The sequence below is a fragment of the Streptomyces sp. NPDC008163 genome (assembly GCF_042956885.1).
Lineage (GTDB): Bacteria > Actinomycetota > Actinomycetes > Streptomycetales > Streptomycetaceae > Streptomyces > Streptomyces drozdowiczii_A.
This window is the reverse complement of the sequence record NZ_JBIBHG010000001.1, coordinates 647,697-673,860: the sequence shown is the minus strand read 5'-3', so window position 1 is coordinate 673,860 and position 26,164 is coordinate 647,697. Positions and strand designations below refer to the sequence as shown.

General features: G+C 72.4%; 27 protein-coding genes and 1 pseudogene. 13 read left to right on the top strand and 15 right to left on the bottom strand.

Annotation, left to right across the window (positions count from 1 at the left end):
• Positions 1–21: 21 nt before the first annotated feature.
• The 5 genes from ACFZAT_RS03255 to sigE all read right to left on the bottom strand — a co-directional run bounded on the left by ACFZAT_RS03255 (position 22) and on the right by sigE (position 4,956).
• Positions 22–678 (bottom strand): hypothetical protein, encoded by a 657-nt coding sequence (locus ACFZAT_RS03255; RefSeq protein WP_391259261.1) that lies wholly within the window; start codon positions 676–678, stop codon positions 22–24.
• A 116-nt stretch (positions 679–794) separates the two neighbouring features.
• Positions 795–1,271, bottom strand: coding sequence for a sec-independent translocase (locus ACFZAT_RS03250; RefSeq protein WP_391259258.1), 477 nt, complete (start codon positions 1,269–1,271; stop codon positions 795–797).
• Positions 1,272–1,370: 99 nt separating this feature from the next.
• On the bottom strand, positions 1,371–3,083 hold the full coding sequence (locus tag ACFZAT_RS03245) for a trypsin-like peptidase domain-containing protein (RefSeq protein ID WP_391259255.1): 1,713 nt from the start codon (positions 3,081–3,083) through the stop codon (positions 1,371–1,373).
• Between the two features lie 122 nt (positions 3,084–3,205).
• On the bottom strand, positions 3,206–4,189 hold the full coding sequence (locus ACFZAT_RS03240) for a zf-HC2 domain-containing protein (protein WP_391259253.1): 984 nt from the start codon (positions 4,187–4,189) through the stop codon (positions 3,206–3,208).
• On the bottom strand, positions 4,186–4,956 hold the full coding sequence (gene sigE, locus ACFZAT_RS03235; protein ID WP_391259250.1) for an RNA polymerase sigma factor SigE: 771 nt from the start codon (positions 4,954–4,956) through the stop codon (positions 4,186–4,188). The genes ACFZAT_RS03240 and sigE overlap by 4 nt, the downstream gene beginning before the upstream one ends.
• A 177-nt stretch (positions 4,957–5,133) precedes the next feature.
• On the opposite strand from sigE, the gene ACFZAT_RS03230 reads away from it, so the two are divergent.
• Positions 5,134–5,799 carry an O-methyltransferase gene (locus ACFZAT_RS03230; protein WP_018105486.1) on the top strand — a complete coding sequence of 222 codons (666 nt, stop codon included), beginning with the start codon at positions 5,134–5,136 and terminating at the stop codon, positions 5,797–5,799.
• A gap of 106 nt (positions 5,800–5,905) precedes the next feature.
• On the opposite strand, the gene ACFZAT_RS03225 is transcribed toward ACFZAT_RS03230, so the two are convergent.
• The gene (locus ACFZAT_RS03225) at positions 5,906–6,073 is read right to left on the bottom strand and encodes a DUF3117 domain-containing protein (protein WP_018105485.1); all 168 of its coding nucleotides are present in this window, start codon (positions 6,071–6,073) and stop codon (positions 5,906–5,908) included.
• Positions 6,074–6,387: 314 nt separating this feature from the next.
• On the opposite strand from ACFZAT_RS03225, the gene ACFZAT_RS03220 reads away from it, so the two are divergent.
• Positions 6,388–7,200, top strand: a complete 813-nt coding sequence (locus ACFZAT_RS03220) for an enoyl-CoA hydratase-related protein (protein WP_391259246.1) — start codon at positions 6,388–6,390, stop codon at positions 7,198–7,200.
• 221 nt (positions 7,201–7,421) lie between these two features.
• Here the strand turns inward: ACFZAT_RS03220 and ACFZAT_RS03215 are convergent, their stop codons facing one another.
• Together ACFZAT_RS03215 and ACFZAT_RS03210 are read right to left on the bottom strand one after the other, a co-directional pair.
• Positions 7,422–8,009, bottom strand: coding sequence for a DNA-3-methyladenine glycosylase I (locus ACFZAT_RS03215; RefSeq protein WP_391259244.1), 588 nt, complete (start codon positions 8,007–8,009; stop codon positions 7,422–7,424).
• Complete coding sequence (locus tag ACFZAT_RS03210) at positions 8,006–8,422, bottom strand: DivIVA domain-containing protein (RefSeq protein WP_391259241.1); 417 nt, start codon at positions 8,420–8,422, stop codon at positions 8,006–8,008. The genes ACFZAT_RS03215 and ACFZAT_RS03210 overlap by 4 nt, the downstream gene beginning before the upstream one ends.
• A gap of 133 nt (positions 8,423–8,555) precedes the next feature.
• Between ACFZAT_RS03210 and folP the strand changes: the two genes are divergently transcribed.
• Positions 8,556–9,416: a dihydropteroate synthase gene (folP, locus tag ACFZAT_RS03205; RefSeq protein WP_391260244.1), complete on the top strand. Its 861-nt coding sequence runs from the start codon at positions 8,556–8,558 to the stop codon at positions 9,414–9,416.
• A 111-nt stretch (positions 9,417–9,527) separates the two neighbouring features.
• Here the strand turns inward: folP and ACFZAT_RS03200 are convergent, their stop codons facing one another.
• Together ACFZAT_RS03200 and dapE are read right to left on the bottom strand one after the other, a co-directional pair.
• Positions 9,528–10,313, bottom strand: coding sequence for a TIGR00730 family Rossman fold protein (locus tag ACFZAT_RS03200; protein WP_391259238.1), 786 nt, complete (start codon positions 10,311–10,313; stop codon positions 9,528–9,530).
• 109 nt (positions 10,314–10,422) lie between these two features.
• Complete coding sequence (gene dapE, locus ACFZAT_RS03195) at positions 10,423–11,502, bottom strand: succinyl-diaminopimelate desuccinylase (protein ID WP_391259237.1); 1,080 nt, start codon at positions 11,500–11,502, stop codon at positions 10,423–10,425.
• 96 nt (positions 11,503–11,598) lie between these two features.
• Here dapE and ACFZAT_RS03190 point away from each other — a divergent pair, with 96 nt between their 5' ends.
• Together ACFZAT_RS03190 and ACFZAT_RS03185 are read left to right on the top strand one after the other, a co-directional pair.
• Positions 11,599–12,462, top strand: a complete 864-nt coding sequence (locus tag ACFZAT_RS03190) for a hypothetical protein (protein WP_391260241.1) — start codon at positions 11,599–11,601, stop codon at positions 12,460–12,462.
• 316 nt (positions 12,463–12,778) lie between these two features.
• The gene (locus ACFZAT_RS03185) at positions 12,779–13,177 is read left to right on the top strand and encodes an ATP-binding protein (RefSeq protein WP_391259234.1); all 399 of its coding nucleotides are present in this window, start codon (positions 12,779–12,781) and stop codon (positions 13,175–13,177) included.
• Positions 13,178–13,243: 66 nt separating this feature from the next.
• Here ACFZAT_RS03185 and ACFZAT_RS03180 read toward each other — a convergent pair whose 3' ends face one another.
• Together ACFZAT_RS03180 and fdxA are read right to left on the bottom strand one after the other, a co-directional pair.
• A complete protein-coding gene (locus ACFZAT_RS03180) occupies positions 13,244–14,338 on the bottom strand; it encodes a bifunctional succinyldiaminopimelate transaminase/glutamate-prephenate aminotransferase (RefSeq protein ID WP_391259231.1) in 1,095 nt (364 codons plus the stop codon).
• Between the two features lie 109 nt (positions 14,339–14,447).
• A complete protein-coding gene (gene fdxA, locus ACFZAT_RS03175) occupies positions 14,448–14,768 on the bottom strand; it encodes a ferredoxin (protein WP_018105475.1) in 321 nt (106 codons plus the stop codon).
• A 117-nt stretch (positions 14,769–14,885) separates the two neighbouring features.
• On the opposite strand from fdxA, the gene ACFZAT_RS03170 reads away from it, so the two are divergent.
• From ACFZAT_RS03170 to thrS, 5 genes and pseudogenes are all read left to right on the top strand, one after another.
• Positions 14,886–15,884, top strand: coding sequence for a GNAT family N-acetyltransferase (locus ACFZAT_RS03170; RefSeq protein WP_391259227.1), 999 nt, complete (start codon positions 14,886–14,888; stop codon positions 15,882–15,884).
• A 3-nt stretch (positions 15,885–15,887) separates the two neighbouring features.
• Positions 15,888–16,727, top strand: coding sequence for a tetratricopeptide repeat protein (locus tag ACFZAT_RS03165; protein ID WP_391259225.1), 840 nt, complete (start codon positions 15,888–15,890; stop codon positions 16,725–16,727).
• A 231-nt stretch (positions 16,728–16,958) separates the two neighbouring features.
• Complete coding sequence (locus tag ACFZAT_RS03160; protein ID WP_391259222.1) at positions 16,959–17,795, top strand: hypothetical protein; 837 nt, start codon at positions 16,959–16,961, stop codon at positions 17,793–17,795.
• A 122-nt stretch (positions 17,796–17,917) separates the two neighbouring features.
• Positions 17,918–18,625 (top strand): class F sortase, encoded by a 708-nt coding sequence (locus ACFZAT_RS03155; protein WP_391259219.1) that lies wholly within the window; start codon positions 17,918–17,920, stop codon positions 18,623–18,625.
• 204 nt (positions 18,626–18,829) lie between these two features.
• Positions 18,830–20,068: pseudogene (gene thrS, locus ACFZAT_RS03150) on the top strand (threonine--tRNA ligase); the annotation flags it as partial.
• A 108-nt stretch (positions 20,069–20,176) separates the two neighbouring features.
• Here the strand turns inward: thrS and ACFZAT_RS03145 are convergent.
• Positions 20,177–21,394, bottom strand: coding sequence for an MFS transporter (locus ACFZAT_RS03145; protein WP_391259216.1), 1,218 nt, complete (start codon positions 21,392–21,394; stop codon positions 20,177–20,179).
• 110 nt (positions 21,395–21,504) lie between these two features.
• Between ACFZAT_RS03145 and ACFZAT_RS03140 the strand changes: the two genes are divergently transcribed.
• Positions 21,505–22,083 (top strand): sugar O-acetyltransferase, encoded by a 579-nt coding sequence (locus tag ACFZAT_RS03140; RefSeq protein WP_147970729.1) that lies wholly within the window; start codon positions 21,505–21,507, stop codon positions 22,081–22,083.
• A 14-nt stretch (positions 22,084–22,097) separates the two neighbouring features.
• Positions 22,098–22,640 (top strand): TetR family transcriptional regulator, encoded by a 543-nt coding sequence (locus ACFZAT_RS03135; protein WP_391259212.1) that lies wholly within the window; start codon positions 22,098–22,100, stop codon positions 22,638–22,640.
• Positions 22,641–22,691: 51 nt separating this feature from the next.
• On the opposite strand, the gene ACFZAT_RS03130 is transcribed toward ACFZAT_RS03135, so the two are convergent.
• Positions 22,692–23,333 (bottom strand): methyltransferase domain-containing protein, encoded by a 642-nt coding sequence (locus tag ACFZAT_RS03130; RefSeq protein ID WP_391259209.1) that lies wholly within the window; start codon positions 23,331–23,333, stop codon positions 22,692–22,694.
• A gap of 299 nt (positions 23,334–23,632) precedes the next feature.
• On the opposite strand from ACFZAT_RS03130, the gene ACFZAT_RS03125 reads away from it, so the two are divergent.
• Positions 23,633–25,447, top strand: a complete 1,815-nt coding sequence (locus ACFZAT_RS03125) for a coagulation factor 5/8 type domain-containing protein (protein WP_391259206.1) — start codon at positions 23,633–23,635, stop codon at positions 25,445–25,447.
• 90 nt (positions 25,448–25,537) lie between these two features.
• On the opposite strand, the gene ACFZAT_RS03120 is transcribed toward ACFZAT_RS03125, so the two are convergent.
• Entirely contained in the window at positions 25,538–26,110 is a 573-nt protein-coding gene (locus ACFZAT_RS03120; protein WP_391259204.1) for a TetR family transcriptional regulator, read from the bottom strand.
• Positions 26,111–26,164 lie beyond the last annotated feature (54 nt).

Below are 26,164 nucleotides of genomic sequence, written 5' to 3'. Positions count from 1 at the left end.
CCTTCCCCGCTGTCGTATGCGTTACGCGTACGCCTGGATGTCCTTGACCACCGAGAAGCCCAGCCCGTACGCGCTCATCCCGCGCCCGTAGGCGCCGATGTGCACCCCGCCGGGCGCGGAGCCGGCCAGCACCCAGCCGAACTCGGACTCGCGGTAGTGGAAGGGCACCGGGACGCCGTCGACCGGCAGGGACAGCGCCGACCAGGCGGGGCCCTCCAGATCGTCGGCGAGCTCGAACGCGGTCTCCGTCTGCTGGTCCAGCCAGTCGTCGCGCAGGGTGTGGTCGAGCTGCGGCGGCCAGGTGCAGGACAGCAGCCCGGAACCGGCCAGCCAGGCCGCGGAGGACACGGTCGTCGCCTCCAGCACCCCGGTGCCGTCACCACTGCGCCGTACGGGGCTGCTGGCGACGGTCACCACGACCGCGAACCGCTGCTTGTCGGTGCCGGCGTCGCCCCGGACCAACGGCTCGTCGCCGTGCCCGATGGAGCCGTGCTGCACCTCGCCGTCGGCGGCGGTGCCCAGGGGCAGCAGCCGACGCGGACCGGTGAACGCCTCGTCCAGCGCGTACCAGGGGAACGGGGCCTTCAGATAGCCGTCGACCACCATGAGCCGGGCCGCCGGGACCGCCTCCACCGTGTCCGGCGCGTCCTGTGCGCCCACCCGACTCGTCGTCTCCATCAGCCCGGCCGCCTCCTCGATCCGTGGGTCCGGAGCGGCCCGCCCCCCGCGGGCGTCTCACAACCGGACAGATGGAGAATAGCCATACCGTCCGGGCGACCCGGGATTGGCCGCCCTCAGGTGGCGTCCGCGTCGAACGGGGGCGGGGTGTCCTTCGGCGGCTGCTCGCCCTTCTTGAGCAGGTCCGGAGCGCCCTTCGAGCCGTTCGCGGCCGTGACCGAGGCACCGCCCGACACGCCGGTCTTCGCCTCGACGGACGAGGTGCCGCGCCCGTTCACCGCGTCGGTGACCTCGGTGATCTCCTTGCGCAGGTCGAAGCTCTCGCGGATCTCCTTCAGCCCCAGGTCGTCGTTGCCGTCCATGAGCTGCTTGCGGACGAAGGTCTTGGGGTTGAGGTCCTCGAACTCGAAGTCCTTGAACTCCGGGCCCAGCTCCGTGCGGATGTCCTCCTTGGCACTCTCCGAGAACTCACGGATCTTGCGGATGAGGCGGGAGGCGTCCTGAATGACCTTGGGCAGCTTTTCCGGACCGAAGACGAGTACGCCGAGAATCGCGAGCGTCAGCAGCTCGAGTGCACCTATGTCGTTGAACACCTTGCGGCTCCTCGTATTCTCCGCGACCAGCTCGGATGAGGTCCGGACATCGAACACGGTACCCGGCGAATCTGTCCGGACGGTAGCTTCCCGTGGCGGTCACGTGCCGGTTGCCGAGCCCAGCGTCAAAGTTATGGACAGGTCTTTACCACCGCGGGTCACGGTCAGATCGAGCCGGTCGCCCGGCCGGTGCGAGCGGATCTTGACGATGAGCTCCTCGCCGCTGTGCACCCGCGCCCCGTCCACCTCGGTGATGACGTCGTCCGCCTCGATGCCCGCCTTGTCGGCCGGGCCGCCCGCCGTCACCGGCGAGGATCCCTGCGTGCTCCCGCCGACCTTGGCGCCGTCGCCGGTGTACTTCATGTCGAGCGTGACGCCGATCACCGGGTGGGTCGCCTTGCCGGTGTTGATCAGCTGCTCGGCGACGAGCTTGCCCTGGTTGATCGGGATGGCGAAGCCGAGGCCGATGGACCCCGCCTGCCCGCCCTCGCCGGCCGAGCCGCTGTCGGCGGCGCGGATGGCGCTGTTGATGCCGATGACATGGGCGTCGGTGTCCACCAGCGGGCCGCCGGAGTTGCCGGGGTTGATCGGCGCGTCGGTCTGGAGCGCGTTGACGTAGCTGACGTCGCTGCCGTCGCCCTTCTCGCCGCCCGCGGTGATCGGGCGGTCCTTGGCGCTGATGATGCCGGAGGTGACGGTGTTGGACAGGTCGAACGGCGCCCCGATGGCCACGACCGGGTCGCCGACCCGGACGTTGTCGGAGTTGCCCAGCGGCAGCGGCTTGAGCCCGGAGACGCCGCTGACCTTCACGACGGCCAGGTCGTAACCGCTGTCCTTGCCGACGACCTCGGCGGTCGCGGTCTCGCCCCCGCTGAACGTGACGGTGATGTCGCCGGACGAACCGGCCGGGGCGACCACGTGGTTGTTGGTGAGGATGTGGCCCCGGTCGTCGAGCACGAAGCCGGTGCCGGTGCCGGACTCGGTGGCGCCGCTGACGTGCAGGGTGACCACGCTGGGCAGGGCGCTGGCCGCGATACCGGCCACGCTGTCCGGGGCCCGGCCGCCGCCGTCCCGCTCGTCCTGGGGCAGTTCGACGCTGGTGAGACCGCCGTTGCGTTCTATGTACGCGCCTATGCCGCCGCCGATGCCACCCGCGAGCAGGGCGAGGAGCAGCGCGCCGATCAGCAGCGCGCCGCGCCGGTTCTTCCGCCGCCCGTCCGGGAGCGGCGGTCCTGGCTGGGTGACGAGCGGCTGCCGGGGCGCGCCCCAGGGGTCGTAGCTCTGCCACTGGGGGGCAGGCGGGTGCGAGTCCTGCGGAACCGGCGGGGGCGCGATCCCCGCGCCGTTCGTCCCCGCGTACGGCGGGGGCACGGGGGTGCCGTGCGCGGGCGTCGGCCGCTGTACGGGAGGGGCGGGCGACCAGGGACCGGGGCCGCCGTAGGGCGGGGTGCCGTACGGGTCGGGCTCGTGCAGCGGCTGGGGCGCGGGGGCGTCGCGGGGTGCGTCGAGCACCGCGGGGGCCTCGGGCGCCTCGGGGACGTCGTGGGGCGCGGGGGTGTCGTAGGCACCGGGTGTCACGGCCGCGTCGTGGGCTTCGGGGGCGCCTGGTGTCCCGGCGGAGCCGTGGTCCCCGGGTGCCCCGGGCGGTGCCGGGGGCAGGCTCGCCGTGGGCGCCTCAGCCGACACGGGCGCCTGGGCCGACCCAGCCGGCTGGGTCGGCGCGGGTTCCGGGGCCTCGCCGGCCGTGGCCTGCCCCGCCGGGGGGCGGCTCCACCACTTCGCCTTGGGCTCGGTCGGCTTCCCGTCGTCCATGTTCTCCCCGCAACTGCCGCAACCGGCCCTCCGCACGCCCCCGAAGGGGCGTCCCTCCCAAAATCCTGCCGGAATTCAACCAGGTTTGGGCCTGGGCCGCGCGTCCCGTACCGGGTACGGGATCAGCGACGGGGCGCGAGGGGCAGTCCGTGGTCGGCGGAAGCCGGTTTCGCGGCGGCGGAGGTGGGCGGCAGGGAGGGCTCCGGGGCGGGGGCGGACGAAATCGGATCGAGCCCGCCGACCGGGGTGCGGCCCAGCAGCGAACCGGCCCCGCCGGGGCGTATCGCGGACATGCCGGAACGCAGGCCGCCCAGCCCGTACGGATTGCCGGAGAGGCGGCCGGTGCCCAGCAGCGACGGGGCGGCGAACCCGGCCGACACGGTGTTCACCGCGAGGGAGACCGAGCGGTCCGCCTGGCCGGACATGGTGCGCGTACCTTGGCCCGGCCCGTTCCGCCGGGCGGCCAGGACGGAGCCGCCGGTCCGGGCGTCGGCGCCCGCCGGGGTCACGTTGTTGCCCGAGCCGGAGGCGCGGGTCGGGGTCTCGGTGGTCGTCGGGAGCGCGCCGCCGAGCGCGATGGCGGCCAGCGACACGGCACTCGCGGCGGCGAAGGCGAACCTGCGGCCCCGCCACGGGGAGCGGTCCCCCTCGCGCCCCACCTCGTGGATGCGGAAGCCCGCACCGGGCGAGGGCAGCGCCGTGGCCCCGCCGCGGGCGGCGGGGAGGTAGCCGAAGCCGTCCAGCGGGCCGGGACCGGCGGTGAGCTCCGCCCGGCCGCCCGGCGGGCGCGTCCCCGGGAGGAGTCCGTCACCGAACCGCCCGGAAGCGCCCCCGGATCTTCCCTGCGGGTCGTCGTCACCCCCGGGCGGTCCGCCCGGAAGCCCTTGGAGGCGGGCCAGGAAGCCTTCGGAGGGCGAGGGCGGTGCGGCCTGCGCGAACACGTTCTTCAGGCGGCGCTGGGCGGCCGCCTCGGCCGCGCACTTGGCGCAGGTCGCGAGATGAGCGAGCACCCGGTCGCGGGCATCATGCTTGAGCTCGCCGTCGACGAGCGCGGCGAGGCGGTCCCCCAGGTGTTGTTCCGCGGGGGTCGGATCCGTACCACTCACGCCGTGCCGCCCTCCCCGGCCAGGAGGGCCCCGGCGCCCGCGAGGGAGCGCTGCTGCTCGGCGCGCGCCTCGGGCGAGCGGTGGCGCAGCGCCTTGCGCAGGTGGGAGCGCCCGCGGTGGATACGGCTGCGCACGGTGCCGAGCTTCACGCCGAGCGTCGCCGCGATCTCCTCGTACGACAGACCCTCGATGTCGCAGAGGACGACGGCGGCACGGAATTCGGGCGCGAGGGTGTCCAGCGCCTGCTGGACGTCGGCGTCGAAGTGGGTGTCGTTGAAGACCTGCTGGGGGGAGGGCTCGCGGCTGGGCAGCCGCTCGGCCGCGTCGTCCCCGAGGGAGTCGAAGCGGATGCGCTGCTTGCGGCGGACCATGTCCAGGAAGAGGTTGGTCGTGATGCGGTGCAGCCAGCCCTCGAAGGTGCCGGGCGTGTAGGTCGACAGCGAACGGAAGACGCGGACGAAGACCTCCTGCGTGAGGTCTTCCGCGTCGTGCTGGTTTCCCGTCAGCCGGTAGGCGAGGCGGTAGACGCGGCCGCTGTGCGTGCTGACGATCTCTTCCCATGTGGGCGGGGTCCACGCCTGGGATTCCGCATCGGAGGCGAAGGTCGCGGTCGGTGCGGAGTCTTTGGAAGAACGGTCAGCAATGTCGGTCACGGATTTCGGCTCACCCGCCGACCTGAGAAAGCGCCGAAGCACTCCTCCCCGATCCACAGGCGCTGCCGCACCTCCCCTATCGGCTCTGGTGGTGTCCAGTGGAGCCCCTACCATAACCACCTCGCCCGTTAGCTCCGGATAAGCCTTTTTCCAGCTGGGGCCGGGGAAATCCCCGGAAGCTCTCCCGTGCCACGGACCCGATCGGCGGGCCTCGTCACCGGGCTTCTCCCCACCTTTGGACAACGCCCGGTCCCATCTGCGGGTTCCCGGGTCCAGCGGATACAGTCACCGTTGCGCCAACTAAGGGGACAGGAGAGGGTCATTACCGCCAACCGGCAGACGAGCTGGGCGTTCGCCGACGCCTTTGTCGCCGAGGACGAAGCACTGCGCTGGGCCCGGGACCGGGCCCGCGAGGCAGGGCTCCGCTCGGTGTCGCCAGGCACCGGGGCCGCCCTGCGCCTGCTCGCTGCCACCACGGACGCCAAGGCCGTGGCGGAAATCGGCACCGGCACCGGCGTGTCCGGCATCTATCTGCTGCACGGGATGCGGCCGGACGGGGTGCTGACCACGGTCGACCCGGAGCCCGAGCGGCAGCAGTTCGCCCGGGAGGCGTTCCGGGCGGCGGGCTTCGCGGCCAACCGGTCCCGTTTCATCCCCGGGCGCGCCCTCGATGTGCTCCCCCGGCTCGCGGACGGCGGCTACGACCTCGTGTTCTGCGACGGCGACCGGATGGAGAGCCTGGACTGTCTCGCTGAATCGTTGCGCCTGCTGCGACCTGGGGGTCTCGTCTGCTTCGAGGGCGTCTTCGCGGACGGCCGTACGGTCGACTCGGCCGCCCAGCCGGCGGAGGTGCTGCGCGTACGGGAACTGCTGCGCGCGGTCCGCGAGAGCCAGGAGCTGATGGCGACGCTGCTGCCGGTGGGCGACGGCCTGCTCTGCGCGGTCCGGCGCGGCTGAGCCGTACACCCGGCTGCCCCGGCGTACGCGTACCGCCGGCTCCGGACGCACCGCTGCCCCGGCACGGGAACCATGCCGGGGCAGCGGTGAAGTTATGAGCGTCTGCTCAGCCGACGACCTGCTTGAGGGCGTCGCCGAGGGCATCGGCCTCGTCCGGCGTCAGCTCCACGACAAGCCGACCGCCGCCTTCGAGCGGAACTCGCATGACGATGCCCCGCCCCTCCTTTGTCACCTCGAGCGGGCCGTCGCCCGTCCGCGGCTTCATGGCCGCCATGCTCGTTCCCCTTCCTGAAACCAGCTCATCGCAACCGGCGGCCCCATGACAGGCGCTGCCTCACCGGCATCGAACACAATGCTTCCACGCCATTATCCCGCATCACCGACCCCGATGACCAACATCGCTCTGCATCTCTTGGGCAACGCGCTCACTCAAAACCACCCAATTCGGGGACCTCACTGGGATACTCCGGCCCCTTCAGCCCCTCCGTGACGCGGAAATGTTTGACGCAGGTCACATGTCCACCCCCCGCGAAGTCGGCCATGCTTGCCTGGACACGCAGGTCGACGACACGCAGAGGGGACCTTCCCATGGCCGATCACGACGACGTGGTGCGGTACGACATCAGCGACGGGCTCGCGACCATCACGATCAACCGGCCCGGCGCGATGAACGCCATGAACACCGCCGCCAAGGTGGCCCTCCGTGACGCGCTGCGGTCCGCCGCCGCCGACACCGGCGTACGGGCGGTGCTGCTCACCGCGGCCGGGGAGCGTGCCTTCTGTGTCGGGCAGGACCTCAAGGAGCACTTGGCCAAGCTGGCCGAGACCGAGGCGGCCGGTGAGGGCAACGCGCTGAGCACCGTGCAGGAGCACTACAACCCCATCGTGCGGGCGCTGACCGAGATGCCGAAGCCGGTCGTGGCCGGGATCAACGGCGCCGCCGCCGGTGCGGGCTTCGGCTTCGCGCTCGCCTGCGACTACCGGGTCGCCGCCGACACCGCCTCCTTCAACACCTCATTCGCCGGGGTCGCCCTCACCGCCGACTCGGGCGTCTCCTGGACGCTGCCCCGGCTCATCGGCCAGAGCCGCGCCGCCGACCTGCTGCTCTTCCCGCGCTCGATCTCCGCGCGGGACGCCCATGAGCTGGGCATCGTCAACAGGCTGGTGCCCGCCGCCGAGCTGGCCGCCGAGGCGGCCGCCGTGGCCCGCGCCCTGGCCGACGGGCCGACCGTCGCCTACGCGGCGCTCAAGGAGTCGCTCGCCTTCGGCGCCGGTCACAGCCTGGCCGAGGCCCTGGAGAAGGAGGACGAGCTCCAGACCAGGGCGGGGGTGTCCGAGGACCACGGGATCGCGGTGCGGGCCTTCCTCGCGAAGGAGAAGCCGAAGTACCTCGGGCGCTAGGGGGTGTCTTGTCGATCAGGGGCGGATCAGGCCGCGGCGTCTGGTGCGGTGCATCGCAAGGCGCCGGAGCGTCTCGACTGGGGTCTCCCCTGCTCGAACGGAGTTGAGAGCTTGGGGAAGGAGCTGTCGGGGCGTTTCGGCAACGCCGCGAGGTGCCGTGCCAGGCGTCGCGGACCCGGCCATGATTGGCAAGACACCCCCGGCCTGTCCGGCGACAGGCCCTAGGCGGGGGTGGGGCGGGAGACGCAGTCGGCCAGGTGGTCGTCCACCAGGCCGCACGCCTGCATCAGGGCGTAGGCGGTGGTCGGTCCGATGAACCGCAGCCCCCGCTTCTTCAGCTCCTTGGCCAGGGCCGTGGATTCGGGCGTGACCGCCGGTACGTCCCCGAGGGTCTTCGGGGCCGGGCGGCTCAGCGGGTCGGGGGCGTACGACCAGATCAGCTCGTCCAGCTCACCGGCGTCCCAGCCGGCCAGCACCCGGGCGTTGGCCATGGTCGCGTCGACCTTGGCGCGGTTGCGGATGATGCCCTCGTCGGCCAGCAGCCGCTCCCGGTCCGCGTCCGTGAACTCCGCGACCGCCGGGATGCTGAAGCCGGCGAACGCGCTGCGGAAGCCCTCGCGGCGGCGCAGGATCGTCAGCCAGGACAGACCCGACTGGAACGCCTCCAGGCACAGCCGCTCGAACAGCGCGTCGTCGCCGTGGACCGGGCGGCCCCACTCCGTGTCGTGGTACCAGAGGTAGTCCTCGGTGGACAGGCCCCAGGGGCAGCGCAGTCCGCCGTCCGCCGCCGCCGCGGCTCCGCCGGTCATCGGCCGGGCTCCTCGTCGTCACCGGCCGGCCGCTCGTCCGCCGGGGCGGCGGTCCCGGGCGACTCCCAGGGGCGGGGCGTCTCCTCCTTGAGCAGATCGGGGCCGCCGGTCCTGGTCGCCTGCGCACCGGCGAGGGCCGACTCCAGCTCCGCGATCCGGGCGTCCCGTTCGGCGAGCTCGGCGCCCAGCCGGCCGAGCGCGTCGTCCACGTCGGCCATCCGGTACCCCCGGAGGCCGACGGGGAGCCGCAGCGCCTCGACGTCCGCCCTGCCGACCGGGCGCGAGGCGGGCAGCGGGTCGGTCAGCTGCTCGGGCGCCACGTCCTGCAGGACGGCACTCCTGCCTCCACCGACCACCGCGAGGGTGACCGTGGCAACCACCACCACCATCGCCAGCAGCAAGAACCAGAACACGCGTATCTCCCCGGGAGCGGAATTCGTCCGGGTCCGATCGTGCCATGCGGTACTGACAGTTAGTGTCGGCTGTTGGCCTGCGAGGGTTGTTCCGCAGGTGGATCCACAGGAAGGGACACGGATGGCAAGCGGTGTGCTCCGGCTGGGGCGGCGTGAATTCGGGGCGCACGAGCAGGTGATCATGGCGATCGTGAACCGCACCCCGGACTCCTTCTACGACCGGGGCGCCACCTTCCGGGACGAGCCGGCGCTCGCCCGGGTCGAGCAGGCCGTGGCCGACGGGGCGGCGATCATCGACATCGGCGGCGTCAAGGCGGGCCCCGGCGAGGAGGTCACCGCCGAGGAGGAGGCCCGCCGCACGGTCGGGTTCGTCGCCGAGGTGCGCCGCCGCCACCCGGACGTGGTGATCAGTGTCGACACCTGGCGCCACGACGTCGGCGAGGCGGTCTGCGAGGCGGGGGCGGATCTGCTGAACGACGCGTGGGGCGGGGTGGACCCCAGGCTCGCGGAGGTCGCCGCGCGGTACGGGGCGGGGCTCGTGTGCACCCACGCGGGCGGGGCCGAGCCCCGGACCCGGCCGCACCGGGTGGGGTACGAGGACGTGATGGCCGACATCCTGCGGGTGACCGTGGGGCTGGCCGAGCGGGCCGTCTCCCTGGGGGTCAGGACCGACGGGATCATGATCGACCCCGGTCACGACTTCGGGAAGAACACCCGGCACTCGCTGGAGGCGACGCGCCGGCTCGGCGAGATGGCGGAGACGGGGTGGCCGGTGCTGGTCTCGCTCTCCAACAAGGACTTCGTGGGCGAGACGCTGGACCGGCCGGTGAAGGAACGGCTGCTCGGGACGCTGGCGACGACGGCGGTGTCCGCATGGCTGGGGGCCCGGGTGTACCGGGTGCACGAGGTGGCAGAGACGCGGGACGTCCTGGACATGGTGGCGTCCATCGCGGGGTGGCGGGCACCGGCGGTGGCGCGGCGCGGGCTGGCGTAGGGGGCGGGTGCTCTTCGCTCCTGTCGCCGCGGATGTGCGGCGACAGGAGCGAAAATCAAGCCCCTCCGGCGATTGAGGAGCGGGGGTACGGGGGCAGCGCCCCCGCAACCCTCAGCGCCCCACTTCCTTCGTCACCAGCGCCACCGCCTCGTCCACGTCATCCGTGACGTGGAACAGCAGCAGGTCCTTCTCCGACGCCTTGCCCTGCGCCACCACCGTGTCGCGGAGCCAGTCCACCAGACCGCCCCAGTACGCCGTGCCGAAGAGGACGATCGGGAAGCGGGTGACCTTGCCCGTCTGGACCAGGGTCAGGGCCTCGAAGAGTTCGTCCAGGGTGCCCAGGCCGCCGGGCAGGACGACGAAGCCCTGCGCGTACTTGACGAACATCGTCTTGCGGACGAAGAAGTACCGGAAGTTGACGCCGATGTCGACGTGCGGGTTCAGCCCGGACTCGAAGGGCAGCTCGATGCCGAGGCCGACCGAGACGCCGCTCGCCTCGCGCGCGCCCCGGTTCGCCGCCTCCATCGCACCCGGGCCGCCCCCGGTGATGACCGCGAAGCCCGCGTCGACCAGCGCCCTGCCGATCCGTACACCCGCCTCGTACTCCGGTGCACCGGCGGGCGTACGGGCCGAACCGAAGACGCTGATGGCGCTCGGCAGTTCGGCGAGCGCGCCGAAGCCCTCGACGAACTCCGACTGGATGCGCATCACCCGCCACGGGTCGGTGTGCACCCACTCGGAGTCGTCCTCGGAGTCCAGCAGCCGCTGATCGGTCGTGCCGGGCTGCACCTGGTCCCTGCGGCGCAGTACGGGGCCGAGTCGCTGCTCCTCGGGCCGTACCGCGCCCTCGGGGATCTCCGCACCCTCGGGAATGCGCGCGTCCTCGCGGTTGCCCATGACCTGCTCCCTCCGCCGACGTCGGGGGCGCCCTGCGACGCCTCCGTCTCCCGCCAGCGTAGATCGCCACGGGTTACGGACAGGGGAATCCGGGGGGTCAGGTCGTGGGTCAGGCGGTGAGCCAGGAGCGCAGCCGCTCCTCGCAGTGGGTGATGCGCTCCACCTTGACGTGCTCGTCGCGCTTGTGGGCGAGGACCGGGTCGCCCGGGCCGTAGTTGACCGCCGGGACGCCGAGGGGGCCGAAGCGGGCCACGTCCGTCCAGCCGAACTTGGGCCGGGCGACGCCGCCGACCGCGTCCATGAAGGCCTTGGCCGCCGGGTGGGAGAGGCCGGGCATCGCCGCGCCGGAGTGGTCGTCCACGGTGAACTCCGCGACGCCGCAGTCCGCGAAGACCTCGCGGACGTGGGCCAGGGCCTCCTCCTCGCCGAGGTCGGGGGCGTAGCGGTAGTTGACGACGACCGTGCAGGCGTCGGGAATGACGTTGTTGGCGACGCCGCCCTCGATGCGTACGGCGTTCAGGCCCTCGTGGTATTCGAGGCCGTCGATCACCGGTCGCCGGGGTTCGTACGCGGCGAGGCGGGCGAGGACCGGGGCGGCGGCGTGGATGGCGTTGGACCCCATCCAGCTGCGCGCGGAGTGCGCCCGCTCGCCCGCCAGGTGGAGGAAGACCCGCAGGGTGCCCTGGCAGCCGCCCTCGACCTCGCCGTTCGAGCCCTCCAGCAGGATGGCGAAGTCGCCCTTCAGCCAGTCCGGGTGGGCGTCGGCGATGCGGCCGAGGCCGTTGAGGTGGGCGGCGACCTCCTCCTGGTCGTAGAAGACGAAGGTGAGGTCGCGGTTGGGCTCCGGCACGGTGGCGGCGATGCGCAGCTGGACGGCGACGCCGGATTTCATGTCGGAGGTGCCGCAGCCCCAGAGGAGGCCTTCGGCGTCGAGCCGCGACGGCACGTTGTCGGCGATCGGCACGGTGTCGATGTGCCCGGCCAGGATGACGCGTTCGGAGCGGCCGAGATCCGTCCTGGCCACGACGTTGTTCCCGTACCGCTCGACGGTCAGGTGCGGCAGTGCGCGCAGCGCCGTCTCGATGGCGTCGGCGAGGTCCTTCTCCTCCCCGCTGACCGAGGGGAAGTCCACGAGCGCGGCGGTGAGGGCGGGCCCGTCAAGGGTGAGGTCAAGCATGCTTTCGGCCATGGCTACGAGCCTAGTACCTCGCGTACGGTGACCCCCGTGACCAGGACCGATTCCGCTGCTCCCCGGCGTCCCGGCCGCAGCCGCCGGCTGCGGATCGTGGCGGCCGTCGGTGTGCTCGCGGCGGTGGCCGGTTATGTGACGGTCCAGTACGTCTCGGGCGGGCGCGGGTCCGATCAGTGCACGGTGCGGTCGGCGGACGGTTCGTACCGGCTGACGCCCGAGCAGGCCGCGAACGCCGCGACGATCTCCGCCGTCGGCACCCGCCTCGGGATGCCGGAGCGCGCGGTGACCATCGCGCTGGCCACGGCGTTGCAGGAGTCCGCGCTGCACAACCTCGACCACGGTGACCGGGACTCGCTCGGGCTGTTCCAGCAGCGGCCCTCGCAGGGCTGGGGCACCGCGCGGCAGGTCAGGGACCCGGTGTACGCGGCCGGGAAGTTCTACCAGCACCTGGCGAAGGTGCCGGGCTATTCGCGGCTCCCGCTGACCGAGGCCGCGCAGCGCGTCCAGCGCAGCGGTTTCCCGCAGGCGTACGCGAAGCACGAGCCGGACGCGGCGCTGCTGGCGGCCGCGCTGACCGGCCGCACCCCGGCCGCGCTGGACTGCGAGCCGCCGCGGACCACCGGCGGGACGGGCGACGCGACGAAGGTGCGGGCTGCCCTGGTGAACGCCTTCGGCACGGACGTGCTGCCGGCCGGCACCGGCACGGCGGGCCCCTCGGCCTCGGGGACGCTCGCGGTCCCGGTGCGGGCGGACCGCCGCGCCGACCGGGACGGCGTACCGCAGCGCGGCTGGGAGCTGGCGCACTGGGCGGTGGCCCAGTCCGAGGCGCTGGGCATCGACCGGGTCGCGTACGGGGGCCGGGTCTGGGCGGCGGGCTCGGGCTGGCACACGGAACGCGAGGCGTCCCGGCGCGAGGCGTCGGACACGGACGAGGTGCGGCTCCGCCTGGTGAGCTGAGAGCGCGCTCGGGGTCGCCCGCGCACACGTGCGGACCGTCGCCCGTCCGGGCGTACCGTCGTGCGCCCCCGGCGCCCCCCGGAAGGCCCGTCGGGGGCCGGTCGTGCGCCGCTCGCGAGCCTTGTGGCGCAAGGGGAGTGACGGTTCGCCGGGTGACCACGGAGCGCACCGTTTGCCCGGGTTCCTCCGCTGAGGATTATCCGACGCATTGCTCAGTCTTTACGTCACCGCACCGCAACCTCACCCGCCCCCACGACGGTTGTCATGGCGTCCGGCTCACGGACAGCCCGAATTCCTCTCCCGTCGAAGGAGCATCATGTCCCTCCCCCTGACCCGTCGGATCGCCCGTACCGCGCTGCTGATCGCGGCGGGTGCGGCCCCCGTGGTCGGTGCGGCCGGTGCCGCGGGTGCCGCGGAGCTCCCGCAGGCCCCGGACCTCGGCGGTCTCACCAGCGTCGAGGGTTCCGGTCTCGGCAAGACGGTCGAAGGCGCCGCCAAGCCGGCCTCGGGCGCCGCGAACGAGACCGGCGGCAAGCTCGTCGGCACCGCCCTGCCGGTGGCGGGCAAGACGCTCACCGACGTCGGCGGCAAGGCCGCCCCCGCCGCGAAGAAGGTCTCCGGCGCCACCAAGGGCGGTGCCACCGGCGCCGTCTCCAAGACGGCCAAGGGCGGCCTGCCCACCGACTCGCTCACCCAGGGCCTGCCCCTCGGCTGACGCCCGCCCGACGCATGAGGGCCCCCGGGAGCGCGTGCTCCCGGGGGCCCTCCCGTACGCAGGTGGTCAGCCCAGGCGCTTGACCGCCGCCGCCACGCGCTCGTCCGTGGCCGTGAACGCCACGCGGACGAAGCGGTCGCCGGCGGGTCCGTAGAAGTCGCCGGGCGCGACCAGGATGCCCAGCTCCGCCAGGTACGCCACGGTGTCCCAGCAGGGTTCGTCGCGGGTGGCCCAGAGGTACAGGCTCGCCTCGCTGTGCTCGATGCGGAAGCCGTGGGCCTCCAGCGCCGCGCGCAGGGCGGCGCGCCGGTCCGCGTACCGGGCGCGCTGCTCGGCCACGTGCGCGTCGTCGCCGAGCGCGGCGACGGTCGCGGCCTGGACGGGCGCGGGCGTCATCATGCCGCCGTGCTTGCGGATCAGCAGCAGCTCGCCGAGCACGGCCGCGTCGCCCGCGATGAACGCGGCGCGGTAGCCCGCGAGGTTGGACCGCTTCGACAGGGAGTGGACGGCGACGATGCCCTCGTACGTACCGCCGCACACGTCCGGGTGGAGCACGGAGACCGGCTCCGCTTCCCAGCCCAGTTCCAGGTAGCACTCGTCGCTGAAGACCAGTACGCCGTGCTCGCGCGCCCAGGCGACGATGCGGATCAGCTCGTCCTTGGCGAGGACACGGCCGGTCGGGTTGGACGGTGAGTTGAGCCAGAGGAGCTTCAGGCCGGCCGGGTCGAGCTCGGTCGGGTCGTCGTAGACCACCGGCTCCGCGCCGCAGAGCCGGGCACCGACCTCGTACGTCGGGTAGGCGAGGCGCGGGTAGGCGACCTTGTCGCCGGGGCCCAGGCCGAGCTGGGTCGGCAGCCAGGCCACCAGTTCCTTGGAGCCGACGACGGGCAGCACGTTCTCGTGGGCGACCGACACCGCGCCGAGCCGCCGCTCCACCCAGCCGGTGAGCGCGTCGCGCAGCGCGGCGGTCCCCCACACCGTCGGATAGCCGGGGCTGTCCGCGGCCGCGACGAGCGCCTGCCGGATCAGCTCGGGCACCGGGTCGACGGGAGTGCCGACGGACAGGTCCACGATCCCGTCCGGGTGGGCCTCGGCCGTCGACTTGTAGGGCGTCAGCCTGTCCCAGGGGAAGACCGGGAGGCGGGAGGAGACTGCGGACACGGCTCTCTGCTTTCTCGTACGGAGTTCACGCGGGCGGCGCGGGAAACACCGCGGTCCCGCACGGCGGCGAGCCGTACGGGACCGGGGCGGCGCACGTACCGGGGCGCTGTTACTGGTTCTGCGGCGGCAGCGCGGCGATGAACGCGTGGTCGCGCTCGATCAGACCAAGCTTGGAGGCACCACCCGGCGAACCGAGGTCGTCGAAGAACTCGACGTTCGCCTTGTAGTAATCCTTCCACTCGTCCGGGGTGTCGTCCTCGTAGAAGATCGCTTCCACCGGGCAGACCGGCTCGCAGGCTCCACAGTCGACGCACTCGTCCGGGTGGATGTACAAGGACCGCTGGCCCTCGTAGATGCAGTCGACGGGGCACTCTTCGATGCAGGCCTTGTCCTTGACGTCGACACAAGGCTGCGCGATGACGTAGGTCACGCTGTCGTTCCTCCTCGGTAGGGCGTTGGCTCTCGCGCGGGAGCGCGGCGTCGTCGATGCCCGCACCTAGTATCTCCGTTCGCGGGCACGATCCGAACAGGAGGGGCGGACAGAGCTGTGGAATTCACCATCGGCGGACGGCTTGAGGTCCGAATTGCACCGGCTGACGTGGGCAAACGGGTATCAGTCCGGCGTCTGACCGAAGACGGCTCGGACGGGTCGAAATTCACCGACACGGTCGGCGTTCTCACATCATGGAACGATGGTGTGCTGTGCGTCACACCCAGGAATGGCGAGTCGGTGCGGATCGCGGAGTCCTCCCTCGTGGCGGGCAAGGTCGTGCCGTCCGCCCCGGCCCGGCGGCGCGGTCCCGCCGCCTCCTTCACCGAACTCGCCCGGGTGACCGCGCGCGCCTGGCCGCCCGTGGAGAGCGAACCGCTGGGCGACTGGCTGCTGCGCGCCTCCGCCGGATTCACCCGCCGCGCCAACTCGGTGCTGCCGCTCGGCGACCCGGGCATGCCGCTCGACGCGGCGCTCGGGCGTGTCCGCGCGTGGTACGCGGACCGGGGGCTGCCCGCGTACGTACAGACCGCGACCGGTGCCGAGGGCGCGCAGGAGGAACTGTGCGCGGCTCTGGAGGGGCACGGCTGGCGGCGCGAGGTGACGGCGGAGGTCCGGATCGCGGAGCTCGCCCCGGTCGGTGACCTGCCGGCCGAGGTGTCCCGGGTCCGGCTCGACCGTACGGCCGGAGCGTCATGGCTCGCCCGCTACCAGCGCGTCGGGAAGCCGGGGCCGGAGGTGACGGCGGTGCTGCACGGCGGCCCCTCGGTGTGGTTCGCGACCGTACCCGGGGATGAAAGCGAGGCGCCCGCCGCGATCGGGCGGTGCGTGGTGGACGGCCGGTGGGCCGGTTTCATGGCCGTCGAGGTGGCCCCCGAGCACCGCCGCCGGGGCCTGGCGACCGCCGTGATGACCGCGCTCGCCCGGCAGGCGATGGACGAGGGCGCGTCCGCGGCCTGGCTCCAGGTGGAGGCGGACAACGAGGGCGCCCGCGCGCTGTACGACGGGATGGGCTTCACGGCACACCACCGCTACCACCACTTCCGGCCGGTGTGACCGGTGGCTCCCGAGAGGAACGACCGCGAGGAGCTGCGCCGCCGGTTCGCGGAGGAGGCCCGGGCCGAGCGACCCGATCTGGCGCTGCTGTGCCTGCTGGTGGCGGCGGAGGCGGATCCGGAGCTGGACGCGCACGGCATCGACGAGGCCCAGATCGAGCTGGACCGGCTGGCCGGGCTCCTCCCGTACGGGCTGCGCGGAGCCCACGCCTGGGCGTCGGCGCTGTCCGAACTGCTCGGCGAGCGCTACGGGTTCGAGGGGTCGGCGGCGGACTACCAGCGGCTGGAGTCGTCCCTGCTGCACGAGGTGCTGCGGCGGCGGCGCGGGCTGCCGATCCTGCTGTCGGTGGTGTGGATCGAGGTCGCCCGGCGGGCGGGCGCCCCGGTGTACGGGGTGGCTCTGCCGGGTCATTTCGTGGTCGGCTTCGGCGACCCGGCCGAGCGGGTGCTCGCCGATCCGTTCGCCGGGGGGCGGCCGCTGACGGACCAGGACGCGGAGCTGCTGGTGACGAGCGCGACCGGGGAGCGGTGGGAGCCGTCGTCGCTGGAGCCGGCGCGGCCGCTGGAGGTCGTGCTGCGGGTCCTGAACAACATCCGGGCCTGGGCCGCGGCCCGCCCGGAGCACACGGCCGTGGCGCTGTGGGCGGCCGAGCTATCGCTGCTGCTGCCGTCGCACCCGGCCAGGCTGCGCTACGAGCACGCCCAGCTGCTGGTGCGCGCGGGCGAGTTCCAGCGCGGGGCGGCCGAGATGGAGGAGTACGCGCGGGTCGTCGAGGACGTGGAGCCGGCCGTGGCGGAGTCGGTGCGCAACAGTGCGCGGGCGGCACGTGCGCTCCTGAACTGACGGAGCGGGAGGTGGGGCGCGGCGCCCAAACCTCACGGCGGCGCGGCATGCCGTCCAACGGGTGATTATCCGCTCTTCGCCACTCGATGGGCCCACGCCGTAGCCCCAATGCGGCGCTCTCCGATGGCGCGCTCCCGGGTTCGGACTGACGGTGGATCACGTAGCCGCTGCGTCACCAGGAGTCGACACGTCGTCACTCCTCGCAGGGGCGACGAAAGGAAATGTGTACAGATGCGCTCTGCCCGCACGCTGTTCGCTTCGGCCGCCGTCACGGCGGTCCTCACCATCACCGCTCCCTCGGCCTACGCGATGACCGTCGCCGCCGACCAGCACCACGGCGGCTCGTCCGCCTCCGACCACGACAGCTCCGACAGCGACTGGAAGAAGGACAAGCCGCACGGCGGCATGCACACCGGCGGCGGCGCGCTGTCGAAGACCGTCACCAAGGAGTGGCAGCCGGGCGACGAGGGCGGCAAGTACAGCAAGGACGACGAGGACAAGCCGCACGGCGGCATGCACACCGGCGGCGGCGCCCTCGCCAAGGCCGTGGCCAAGGAGTGGCAGCCCGGTGACGAGGGCGGCAAGTACAGCAAGGACAAGCCGCACGGTGGCGTCCACACGGGCGGCGGCGCGCTGGCCAAGACGCTCGCCAAGGAGTGGGAGCCCGGCGACGAGGGCGGCAAGTACAGCAAGGACGACGAGGACAAGCCGCACGGCGGCATGCACACCGGCGGCGGCGCCCTCGCCAACACCCTCGCCAAGGAGTGGCAGCCCGGCGACGAGGGCGGCAAGTACAGCAAGGACGACGAGGACAAGCCGCACGGCGGCATGCACACCGGCGGCGGCGCCCTCGCGCAGACCGTCACCAAGGAGTGGCAGCCCGGTGACGACGAGGGCGGCAAGTACAAGGACGAGGAGAAGCCGCACGGCGGCATGCACACCGGCGGCGGTGCGATGGCGATGACCGGCAGCGGTCTGGCGGCCGGTTCGCTGCTGCTGCTCGGTGGCGCCGGTGTGGCCGCGTACCGGCTCCGCCGCCGTCAGGCGTCCGGCGGTGCGATGGCCTGACCGGCCCGCGGGCCCTCTGTCGTCGCGGTCGCCGTCCCTCCGGGGCCGGCGGCCGCGGCGCCCGCGTTTTCCCGGTCCTCCCCACTCGTACCGCCCCCGTATGGACGAAAGGCACGTTCTCCATGGCCGCCCCGCAGACCACCGAAACCCCCTCCCCCGGGGCCGCGTCCCGCACCGGCTCACTCGGCCGTGCCCTGTTCTGGCCCCTCGCGACGGCCGGTCTCGGCATGACCCTGATCTACCACTCCATCGGTTCGCCGGCCGACGACAAGGCGCCCGCCCCGCCCCCGGCGGCCGCGTCCGCCGCCGCGTCCCCGTCGGTCGCGGCCTCGGCCGAGGCCGCTCCGAGCGAATCGCCCGCGCTGCCCCGCTCGGTGCCGACACGGCTGCGGATCCCGGCGATCGCGGTGGACGCGCCGTTCACCCCGCTCTCCATCGGCACGTCGGGCCGGCTCGACGCACCGCCGCCGAACGACAAGAACCTGGTCGGCTGGTTCAAGGACGGTGCGACTCCCGGCGAACGGGGGGCGTCGATCGTGGCGGGCCATGTGGACACCACGACCGGTCCGGCCGTCTTCCTCCAGCTGCGCTTCCTGAAACCCGGGGCGACCGTCGACATCACCCGCGCCGACGGCACGGTGGCCACGTTCGCCGTGGACACCGTGGAGACGTTCAGCAAGGCGGACTTCCCGGACGACAAGGTGTACGCCGACACCCCGGACGCACAGCTGCGGCTGATCACCTGCGGCGGCAACTACGACCGCAAGGCCAAGGACTACGAGGACAACGTCGTGGTCTTCGCCCACCTGGACTCGGTGAAGAAGGGGTGAGCGGTCTTCCCCCGCGGACGGGTGGGAAAACCGGATGCGGGCGGGCGCGGGGCGCTGTTAGCTTCGGAACCATGCAGCGTGCCGCCATGAACACGACGACGCCGGAGAGTGTCCCGGCGCGCTGACCGATGATCAGTCGACAAGCCCCGGGGCGAGTGCCCCGGGGCTTTCGCGTGGGGTCGCTCGCCCTTCCCACGCGAGGAGACCGCCATGCACGACCACCGCAGACTCGGCCGTGAGCTCGAACTGTTCGACACCGATCCGTTGATCGGCGCCGGGCTCCCCTACTGGCTTCCGGACGGGGCGGAGCTGAGGCACACCCTGGAGGAGTACGTCCGGGGCGCCGAGCGGCGGGCGGGCTACCGCCATGTGTACTCCCCCGTGCTCGGCAAACGGGAGCTGTACGAGCGCTCGGGGCACTGGGCGCACTACAGCGACGACATGTTCCCGCCGATGGACCTGGGCGAGGGTCAGCAGCTGGTGCTGCGGCCCAGCCTGTGCCCGCACCACGCGCTGATCTACCGCTCCCGGGCGCACAGCTACCGCGAACTGCCGCTGCGCATGGCGGAACTGGGCGGGATGTACCGCGCGGAGCTGTCCGGGGTGCTCGGCGGGCTGTCCCGGGTGCGCTCCATCCAGCTGAACGACGCGCACATCTTCTGCACTGTGGAGCAGGTCGCCGACGAGGCACGCGGCGCGCTCGACATGATCCTCCGGGCGTACGGGGCGCTGGGCTTCCGCGCGGCCCGCTTCCGGCTCTCGCTGCCGGGGCCGGGCGGCAAGTACGTCGCGGCCCCGGAGCTGTGGCGGCGCTCGACCGCGCTGCTGACCGAGGTGCTGGAGGCGTCGGGGCTGCCGTACGAGGCGGCGGAGGGCGAGGCGGCGTTCTACGGGCCGAAGATCGACGTCCAGGTCGAGGACGCGGCGGGGCGCGAGTTCACCCTGTCCACCGTGCAGGTCGACTTCCACCAGCCGGAGCGCTTCGACCTCCACTACATCGGCGAGGACGGGGCGAAGCACCGCCCGGTCATGGTGCACCGCTCCATCATCGGCAGCGTCGAGCGGGCCGTGGCCCACCTCATCGAGCAGCACGGCGGCGCGTTCCCGGCCTGGCTCGCCCCGAAACAGCTGGCCGTCCTGCCGGTGTCCGACGCCGAACTCCCGGACGCGGAGGCGCTGGCCGCGCGGTGCGCCGAGCTGGGGCTGCGCGCGGAGATCAGCGGCCGGGGGCGCGGCAGCCTGGGCGCCCGGATCCGCGAGGCCAGGCTGGTGCCGTACCAGGTGGTGATCGGCGCGGCGGAGGCGGCCGACGGACTCGTCGCGCTCCGCCTGCGCGATGGCCGCAGGCTCGCCCCCATGCGGGCCGGGGACGCGCTGTCCCGGATCGCCGCGCTGACCGCCGCGCACAGCACCGCGCTGTGGGACGAGGAGCCGGAGGCGTAACGACTCCCGCGCTCAGGAGATGAGGGCCTCGGGGGGCGAAGGCCTCAGGGAGCGAAGGCCTCAGGGAGCGAAGGCCTCAGGGAGCGAAGGCCTCGGGATGCGACCGCCTCAGGGCGCGACCGGCGCCGCCTCCGTCCCGGTCGCGTCGCTCTCGCGGCCGGGGCCCAGCGCCCCGGCCAGCGTCGCCGCCAGGGCCACCAGGGCCAGGACCACGGTCATCGTGAGGCGCAGGCCGATGTGGTCGGCGAGGAAGCCGAGGGCGGGCGGGCCGACCAGGAAGGCGCCGTAGCCAGCCGTGGAGACCGCCGCCACCCGGGCGGCGGCGTCCGTCGGGTGGTCGCCCGCGGCGGACACCGTGACCGGGAAGCCGAGTGAGGCCCCGAGCCCCCACAGGACCGTGGCGGCGCCCGCCATCAGGGGACTCGGGGCGACGATGACCACCGCCAGGCCCAGCGCGGCGGTCAGGCCGCTGATCCGGACGACCAGTGCCCGGCCGAACCGCTCCAGGAAGGGGCCGCCGGCGAGCCGCCCCAGGGTCATCGAGGCGGCGAAGACCAGGAAGGTGAGCGAGCCCGCCGTGGGGCTCACGTCGTACCCGTCGACCATGAGCAGCGGCAGCCAGTCGTTGGCCGCGCCCTCCGCGAAGGCCATAGCCAGCACGATCACGCCGATGAGGACGAGCTGCCGGTCGCGCCATACGTGCAGCTGACCGCGGAGGCCGCCCTGCCCGGCGTCGGCCGCGGGCGCGTCGTCCTTGCCGGTGCCGGGCGGGATGGCGAGGACCGCCCGCGTACCGGCCGCGGCTATCAGCACCGCGACGAGTGTCAGATGCCATCCGACAGGGAACGCGGCCGCCGTCAGCGCCATGCCGAGGAGCGCCCCGACGACGGTGCCCAGGCTGAAGCAGCCGTGCAGCACGGGCAGGACGGGCCGCCCGATGGCGGTCTCGACGGCGGCGCCCTCGATGTTGAACGCCACCTCGCTCATCCCCATCCCGCCGCCGAACAGGGCCAGTCCCGCGAAGACCACGGCCGCGAGCGAGAGGGCGGTGCCGGCCGCGACCACCAGCAGCCCGGCGACGATCAGGGCGACCCCGCCGAGGATCGTCGTCCGGCCCCCGTGGCGCCGCACCAGCGGCCCGGACGCCATGACACCGGCCATCGAACCGGTGGAGAGCCCGAACAGCACCAGGCCCATCGCGCCGGTGGACACGTCGAGCCCGTCCCGGACGGCCGGGGTGCGCGCGACCCAGGAGGCCATGCCGGTACCGGCGGCGAGCATGAAGAGGAACAGTGCGGCACGCCAGTGGCGTGTGGCGGCATCCATACAGCGGGGCCTCGTCAGACGGTCGGAGGAGTGGCGGTCGGAAAGCGGGTTCGAGAAGTGGCGGGCGCCATGAGCGTACGATCGTACGCCTGGAGTGTACGATCGTACCCATGACGGACTACTTCGCGGGTGATCCGCGCACGAACCACGAGCGGATGCTCGCCGGAGACCTGTACATCGCGGACGACCCGCAGATCGTGGAGGCCCAGAAGCGGGCCGTGCGGCTGGCCGCCCGCTATCTCGCCGCCTACGCCGAGGACCCGGACGCGGCGCAGCCGGTCGTCGCCGAACTCCTCGGCGGTCTCGGCGCGGGGGCGCACATCCGGCCGCCGCTGTACGTCGACTACGGCTCGTACATCACGGTCGGCGAGGACACCTTCATCAACTACAACCTGACCGCGCTGGACGTCGCGCCGATCACCATCGGCCGCGACTGCCAGATCGGGCCGAACGTCCAGCTGCTCACACCCACGCACCCGGTGGAGCCGGAGCCGCGCCGGGACAAGCTGGAGGCGGCACGGCCCATCACGATCGGCGACAATGTCTGGCTCGGCGGCGGGGCGATCGTGCTGGCCGGGGTGACCATCGGGGACAACAGCGTCATCGGCGCGGGAGCCGTCGTCACCAAGGACATCCCCGCCAACGTGGTCGCCGTGGGCAATCCGGCCCGGGTGATCCGTTCGATCTAGACGAGGGACAGAGCGTGGCGACCGGACAGAACGACCCCGAGCGGCGGGAGCGCATCATCACCGCCGCGCTCGACCTGATCGCGGCCGAGGGGGTCGCCGGGACCTCGCACCGCAAGGTCGCCGCGCGTGCCGGGGTGCCGCTCGGCTCGATGACGTACCACTTCGCCGGCATGGACGAGCTGCTGCGGGAGGCGTTCACCCGCTTCTCCAGCAGCATCGTCGCCGTCTTCGAGGAGCGGCTGGGCGCCGCCACCACGCAGGACGAGGCCCGCGAGGCGGTCGCCGATCTGGTCCACCATCTGTCCGGCGGCAATCAGCGCGAACTGGTCCTCACGCACGAGCTGTACACCCTCGCCGCCCGCAAGCCCGCCTACCGCGAGCTGACCCGCGAGTGGATGCGCCGCAGCCGGGTCGCCCTGGAGTGGCACTTCGACCCGGCGACAGCCCGTCAGCTGGACGCGCTGATCGAGGGCCTTTCCATCCATCGCGCGCTGGAGACCGAACCGCACGACCGCGCCCTGACCGTCGAGGCCATCGCCCGCATCACGCGCGCCTGACGCGCCCACAGCCCCTGGCCGGCACCTCACCTGACCAAGGTGCCGGCCAGGTCACACCCTTGACGCACCGGCCACCCGGGCCAGCAGGCAGACCTGGGGCCACCTCGAACCCGGGGTCGTCAGCCGGGCGGTGAGGGCGAAACCGGCCTCCTCCAGTTGTCCGACAACCCTGTCGGGTGACAGCAGATGGATGGCGTACGCGAATCCGCCGGCACGCTTCTCCGAGACGTAGGGCTCCCCGTTCCCCGCGTGGAACCCCAGCAGCAGCCGGCCGCCGGGGGCGAGGACGCGGCGGAACTCCGCGAAGAGGACCGGGAGCCGGTCCGGCGGCGTATGCAGGATCGACCACCAGGCGACGATTCCGCCGAGGCCGTCGTCCGGCAGCCCGAGCGCGTCCATCGTTCCGGTCTCGAAGCGCAGCTCCGGGTGGCGTCGCCGGGCGATGTCCACCATGCGCGGCGACACGTCCATGCCGTGGACGCGCAGCCCGAGGCCGGCCAGATGGGCCGTCACATGGCCGGGACCGCAGCCGAGATCGGCGACGGGAAGTCCGCCGTCCGCGCGGACCTCCTCCGCGAACGCGCCGATCAGCGCGCGCCCGGGCACGTCCTCGGCGAAGAGGCCGGGAACACGTGCGGCGTAGTCCTCGGCGACGGTGTCGTAATAGGCGCGGGTCGCCTCGGCTTCGGTCACCCGTACGACCCTACGGGGTGGTGACGCCGGGCGACTCCGGGTGATCTCGCGCTCCCGGGTGGTCACCGTCAGCTCCTGAACCCAAGAGCACGCCGAACTGGCCACAGAGCGGGTCAATTGCCGTGCCACAGACATTATTTGTTGCGCACAGCCCGGTTGGGACAAGGCTTCCGATGCACACCTCTTGACGTGTCCAGGGTAACGGCGGAAGCATCGACACCCACCGGAGAGCGCTCTCTGAGTGCTTCTCGGGACCGTTCGTCGCGTCACCCGCACCAAGACCCAGGAGACGTACGTCCATGCACCTTCCCCCCACGGAAGCCCCCACCACACCCCCCACACCCACCCCCACCGCACCATCCCGCCGCAAGCGCCGGGGCAGGGCCTTCGGGTTCGCCGCGTTCGCCGTGTCGCTGCTCATGGCCGTCCCCACGGCGCAGACCGCCTTCGGGCAGGACGCGCAGGCCGTCGAGGGCGGTGGCGACCTCGGGCCCAACGTCATGGTCTTCGACCCGTCGACGCCGGACATCCAGGCCAAGGTCGACGAGGTGTTCAAGAAGCAGGAGTCGGCGCAGTTCGGCGACGGCCGCTACGCGCTGCTGTTCAAGCCGGGCACGTACGACAACATCAACGCGCAGATCGGCTTCTACACGTCGATCGCCGGTCTCGGGCTGAACCCCGACGACACCACGTTCAACGGTGATGTCACCGTGGACGCGGGCTGGTTCAACGGCAACGCCACGCAGAACTTCTGGCGCTCGGCCGAGAACCTCGCGCTGAACCCGGTCAACGGCACCGACCGCTGGGCCGTGTCCCAGGCCGCGCCGTTCCGCCGGATGCACGTCAAGGGCGGGCTCAACCTCGCACCCGACGGCTACGGCTGGGCGAGCGGCGGGTACATCGCCGACAGCAAGATCGACGGGCAGGTCGGCCCGTACTCGCAGCAGCAGTGGTACACCCGCGACAGCTCCATCGGCAGCTGGGGCAACGGCGTCTGGAACATGACGTTCTCGGGCGTCGAGGGCGCGCCCGCGCAGAGCTTCCCCGAACCGCCGTACACCACCCTCGAGAACACCCCGGTCTCGCGCGAGAAGCCGTTCCTCTACCTGGACGGCAACGACTACAAGGTGTTCGTCCCGGCCAAGCGCACCAACGCGCGCGGGGTCTCCTGGGGCAACGGCACCCCGCAGGGCGAGTCCATCCCGCTCGACCAGTTCTACGTGGTGAAGCCGGGCGCGAGCGCGGAGACCATCAACGCGGCGGTGGACCAGGGCCTGCACCTGCTGTTCACGCCCGGGATCTACCACGTCGACCAGTCGATCGACATCGACCGCGCCAACACCGTCGTGCTGGGCCTCGGCCTCGCCACGATCATCCCGGACAACGGCGTGACCGCCCTCGAGGTCGGTGACGTGGACGGCGTGAAGCTGGCCGGGCTGCTCATCGACGCGGGCACCACCAACAGCGAATCCCTGGTCGAGGTCGGCCCCGAGGGTGCGTCCGCGAGCCACGCGGACAATCCGACCAGCGTCCAGGACGTGTTCGTCCGGGTCGGCGGCGCGGGTGCCGGCAAGGCGACCACGGGCATGGTGATCAACAGCAACGACACGATCATCGACCACACCTGGCTGTGGCGCGCCGACCACGGCGAGGGCATCGGCTGGGAGACCAACCGCTCCGACTACGGCCTCCAGGTCAACGGCGACAACGTCCTGGCCACCGGGCTCTTCGTCGAGCACTTCAACAAGTACGACGTCCGCTGGTCCGGCGAGAACGGCAAGACGATCTTCTTCCAGAACGAGAAGTCCTACGACGCGCCGAACCAGGACGCCGTCCAGAACGGCAGCGTCAAGGGCTTCGCGGCCTACAAGGTGGACGACTCGGTCAACACCCACGAGGGCTGGGGACTCGGCAGCTACTGCTACTACAACGTCGACCCGAGCATCCGCCAGGACCACGGCTTCGAGGCCCCGGTCAAGGCGGGCGTGAAGTTCCACGACCTGCTCGTCGTCTCGCTCGGCGGCCAGGGCCAGTACAACCACGTCATCAACGACACGGGTTCGCCGACCTCGGGCACGGACACCGTCCCGTCGCAGGTCGTGTCGTTCCCGTAGACCGCGACCGGATACGGGGCACCGTCCGCCGGTGCCCTCCGTGAGAACGACGCCCGCCCCGTCACTCCCGACGGGGCGGGCGTCGTCGCGTCAGGGGCGGCCGCCCGCCATCAGGGATTCGAGACCGGCCAGCCCTTCCAGGATGAACAAGCCCATGCCGCGCACCCCGGTGGTGTCGATCCAGCGCTCGAAGGCGACCTTGAAGACGGCGATCCCCGCCTCGGCCGCCAGACTCGCCGCCGGTTCACTGACGCCCCGCGCCCGCAGGGCCTCCCCCATCGCCGCGGCCAGCGAGGCGAGTTTCACCAGTTCGCGTTCCCGCAGCTCCGGATTGGCCGTGATGATCCGCTGCCGCTGCCGGGCCTGTGCGTGGCGCTCGTCGAACACGGCCGCGGCCGCCTGGAGCGCCGCCGCCACCGCGTCCATCGGGGGTGCGGCCGGGGGCGCCTCGGCGAGGCCGCTCACCAGGCGCTCCCGGAGCAGGGCGGAGCCGGCGAACAGCACCTCGCGCTTGTCCGCGTAGTGCCGGAAGAACGTGCGTTCCGTGAGTCCGGCCCGCTTGGCGATCTCGGTCACGGTCGTCTGCTCGTAGCCGCGCTCGCCGTAGAGCTCCATGGCGGCCTGCTCCAGCCTGCCGCGCGCGTTCGGCTCCCATCGACCCATACGGCGAGTCTATGGGATGACAGTGACTGACATCAGCGTTAGGCTGATGACAGT

Excerpts from the sequence above, each read along its gene's own strand:
- ACFZAT_RS03255 (WP_391259261.1), bottom strand. The coding sequence starts at position 678 with ATGGAGACGACGAGTCGGGTGGGCGCACAGGACGCGCCGGACACGGTG.
- ACFZAT_RS03245 (WP_391259255.1), bottom strand. The coding sequence starts at position 3,083 with ATGGACGACGGGAAGCCGACCGAGCCCAAGGCGAAGTGGTGGAGCCGC.
- sigE (WP_391259250.1), bottom strand. The coding sequence starts at position 4,956 with ATGGTAGGGGCTCCACTGGACACCACCAGAGCCGATAGGGGAGGTGCG.
- ACFZAT_RS03225 (WP_018105485.1), bottom strand. The coding sequence starts at position 6,073 with ATGGCGGCCATGAAGCCGCGGACGGGCGACGGCCCGCTCGAGGTGACA.
- ACFZAT_RS03220 (WP_391259246.1), top strand. The coding sequence starts at position 6,388 with ATGGCCGATCACGACGACGTGGTGCGGTACGACATCAGCGACGGGCTC.
- ACFZAT_RS03215 (WP_391259244.1), bottom strand. The coding sequence starts at position 8,009 with ATGACCGGCGGAGCCGCGGCGGCGGCGGACGGCGGACTGCGCTGCCCC.
- ACFZAT_RS03200 (WP_391259238.1), bottom strand. The coding sequence starts at position 10,313 with ATGGGCAACCGCGAGGACGCGCGCATTCCCGAGGGTGCGGAGATCCCC.
- dapE (WP_391259237.1), bottom strand. The coding sequence starts at position 11,502 with ATGGCCGAAAGCATGCTTGACCTCACCCTTGACGGGCCCGCCCTCACC.
- ACFZAT_RS03185 (WP_391259234.1), top strand. The coding sequence starts at position 12,779 with ATGTCCCTCCCCCTGACCCGTCGGATCGCCCGTACCGCGCTGCTGATC.
- ACFZAT_RS03160 (WP_391259222.1), top strand. The coding sequence starts at position 16,959 with ATGCGCTCTGCCCGCACGCTGTTCGCTTCGGCCGCCGTCACGGCGGTC.
- ACFZAT_RS03155 (WP_391259219.1), top strand. The coding sequence starts at position 17,918 with ATGGCCGCCCCGCAGACCACCGAAACCCCCTCCCCCGGGGCCGCGTCC.
- ACFZAT_RS03145 (WP_391259216.1), bottom strand. The coding sequence starts at position 21,394 with ATGGATGCCGCCACACGCCACTGGCGTGCCGCACTGTTCCTCTTCATG.
- ACFZAT_RS03140 (WP_147970729.1), top strand. The coding sequence starts at position 21,505 with ATGACGGACTACTTCGCGGGTGATCCGCGCACGAACCACGAGCGGATG.
- ACFZAT_RS03125 (WP_391259206.1), top strand. The coding sequence starts at position 23,633 with ATGCACCTTCCCCCCACGGAAGCCCCCACCACACCCCCCACACCCACC.
- ACFZAT_RS03120 (WP_391259204.1), bottom strand. The coding sequence starts at position 26,110 with ATGGGTCGATGGGAGCCGAACGCGCGCGGCAGGCTGGAGCAGGCCGCC.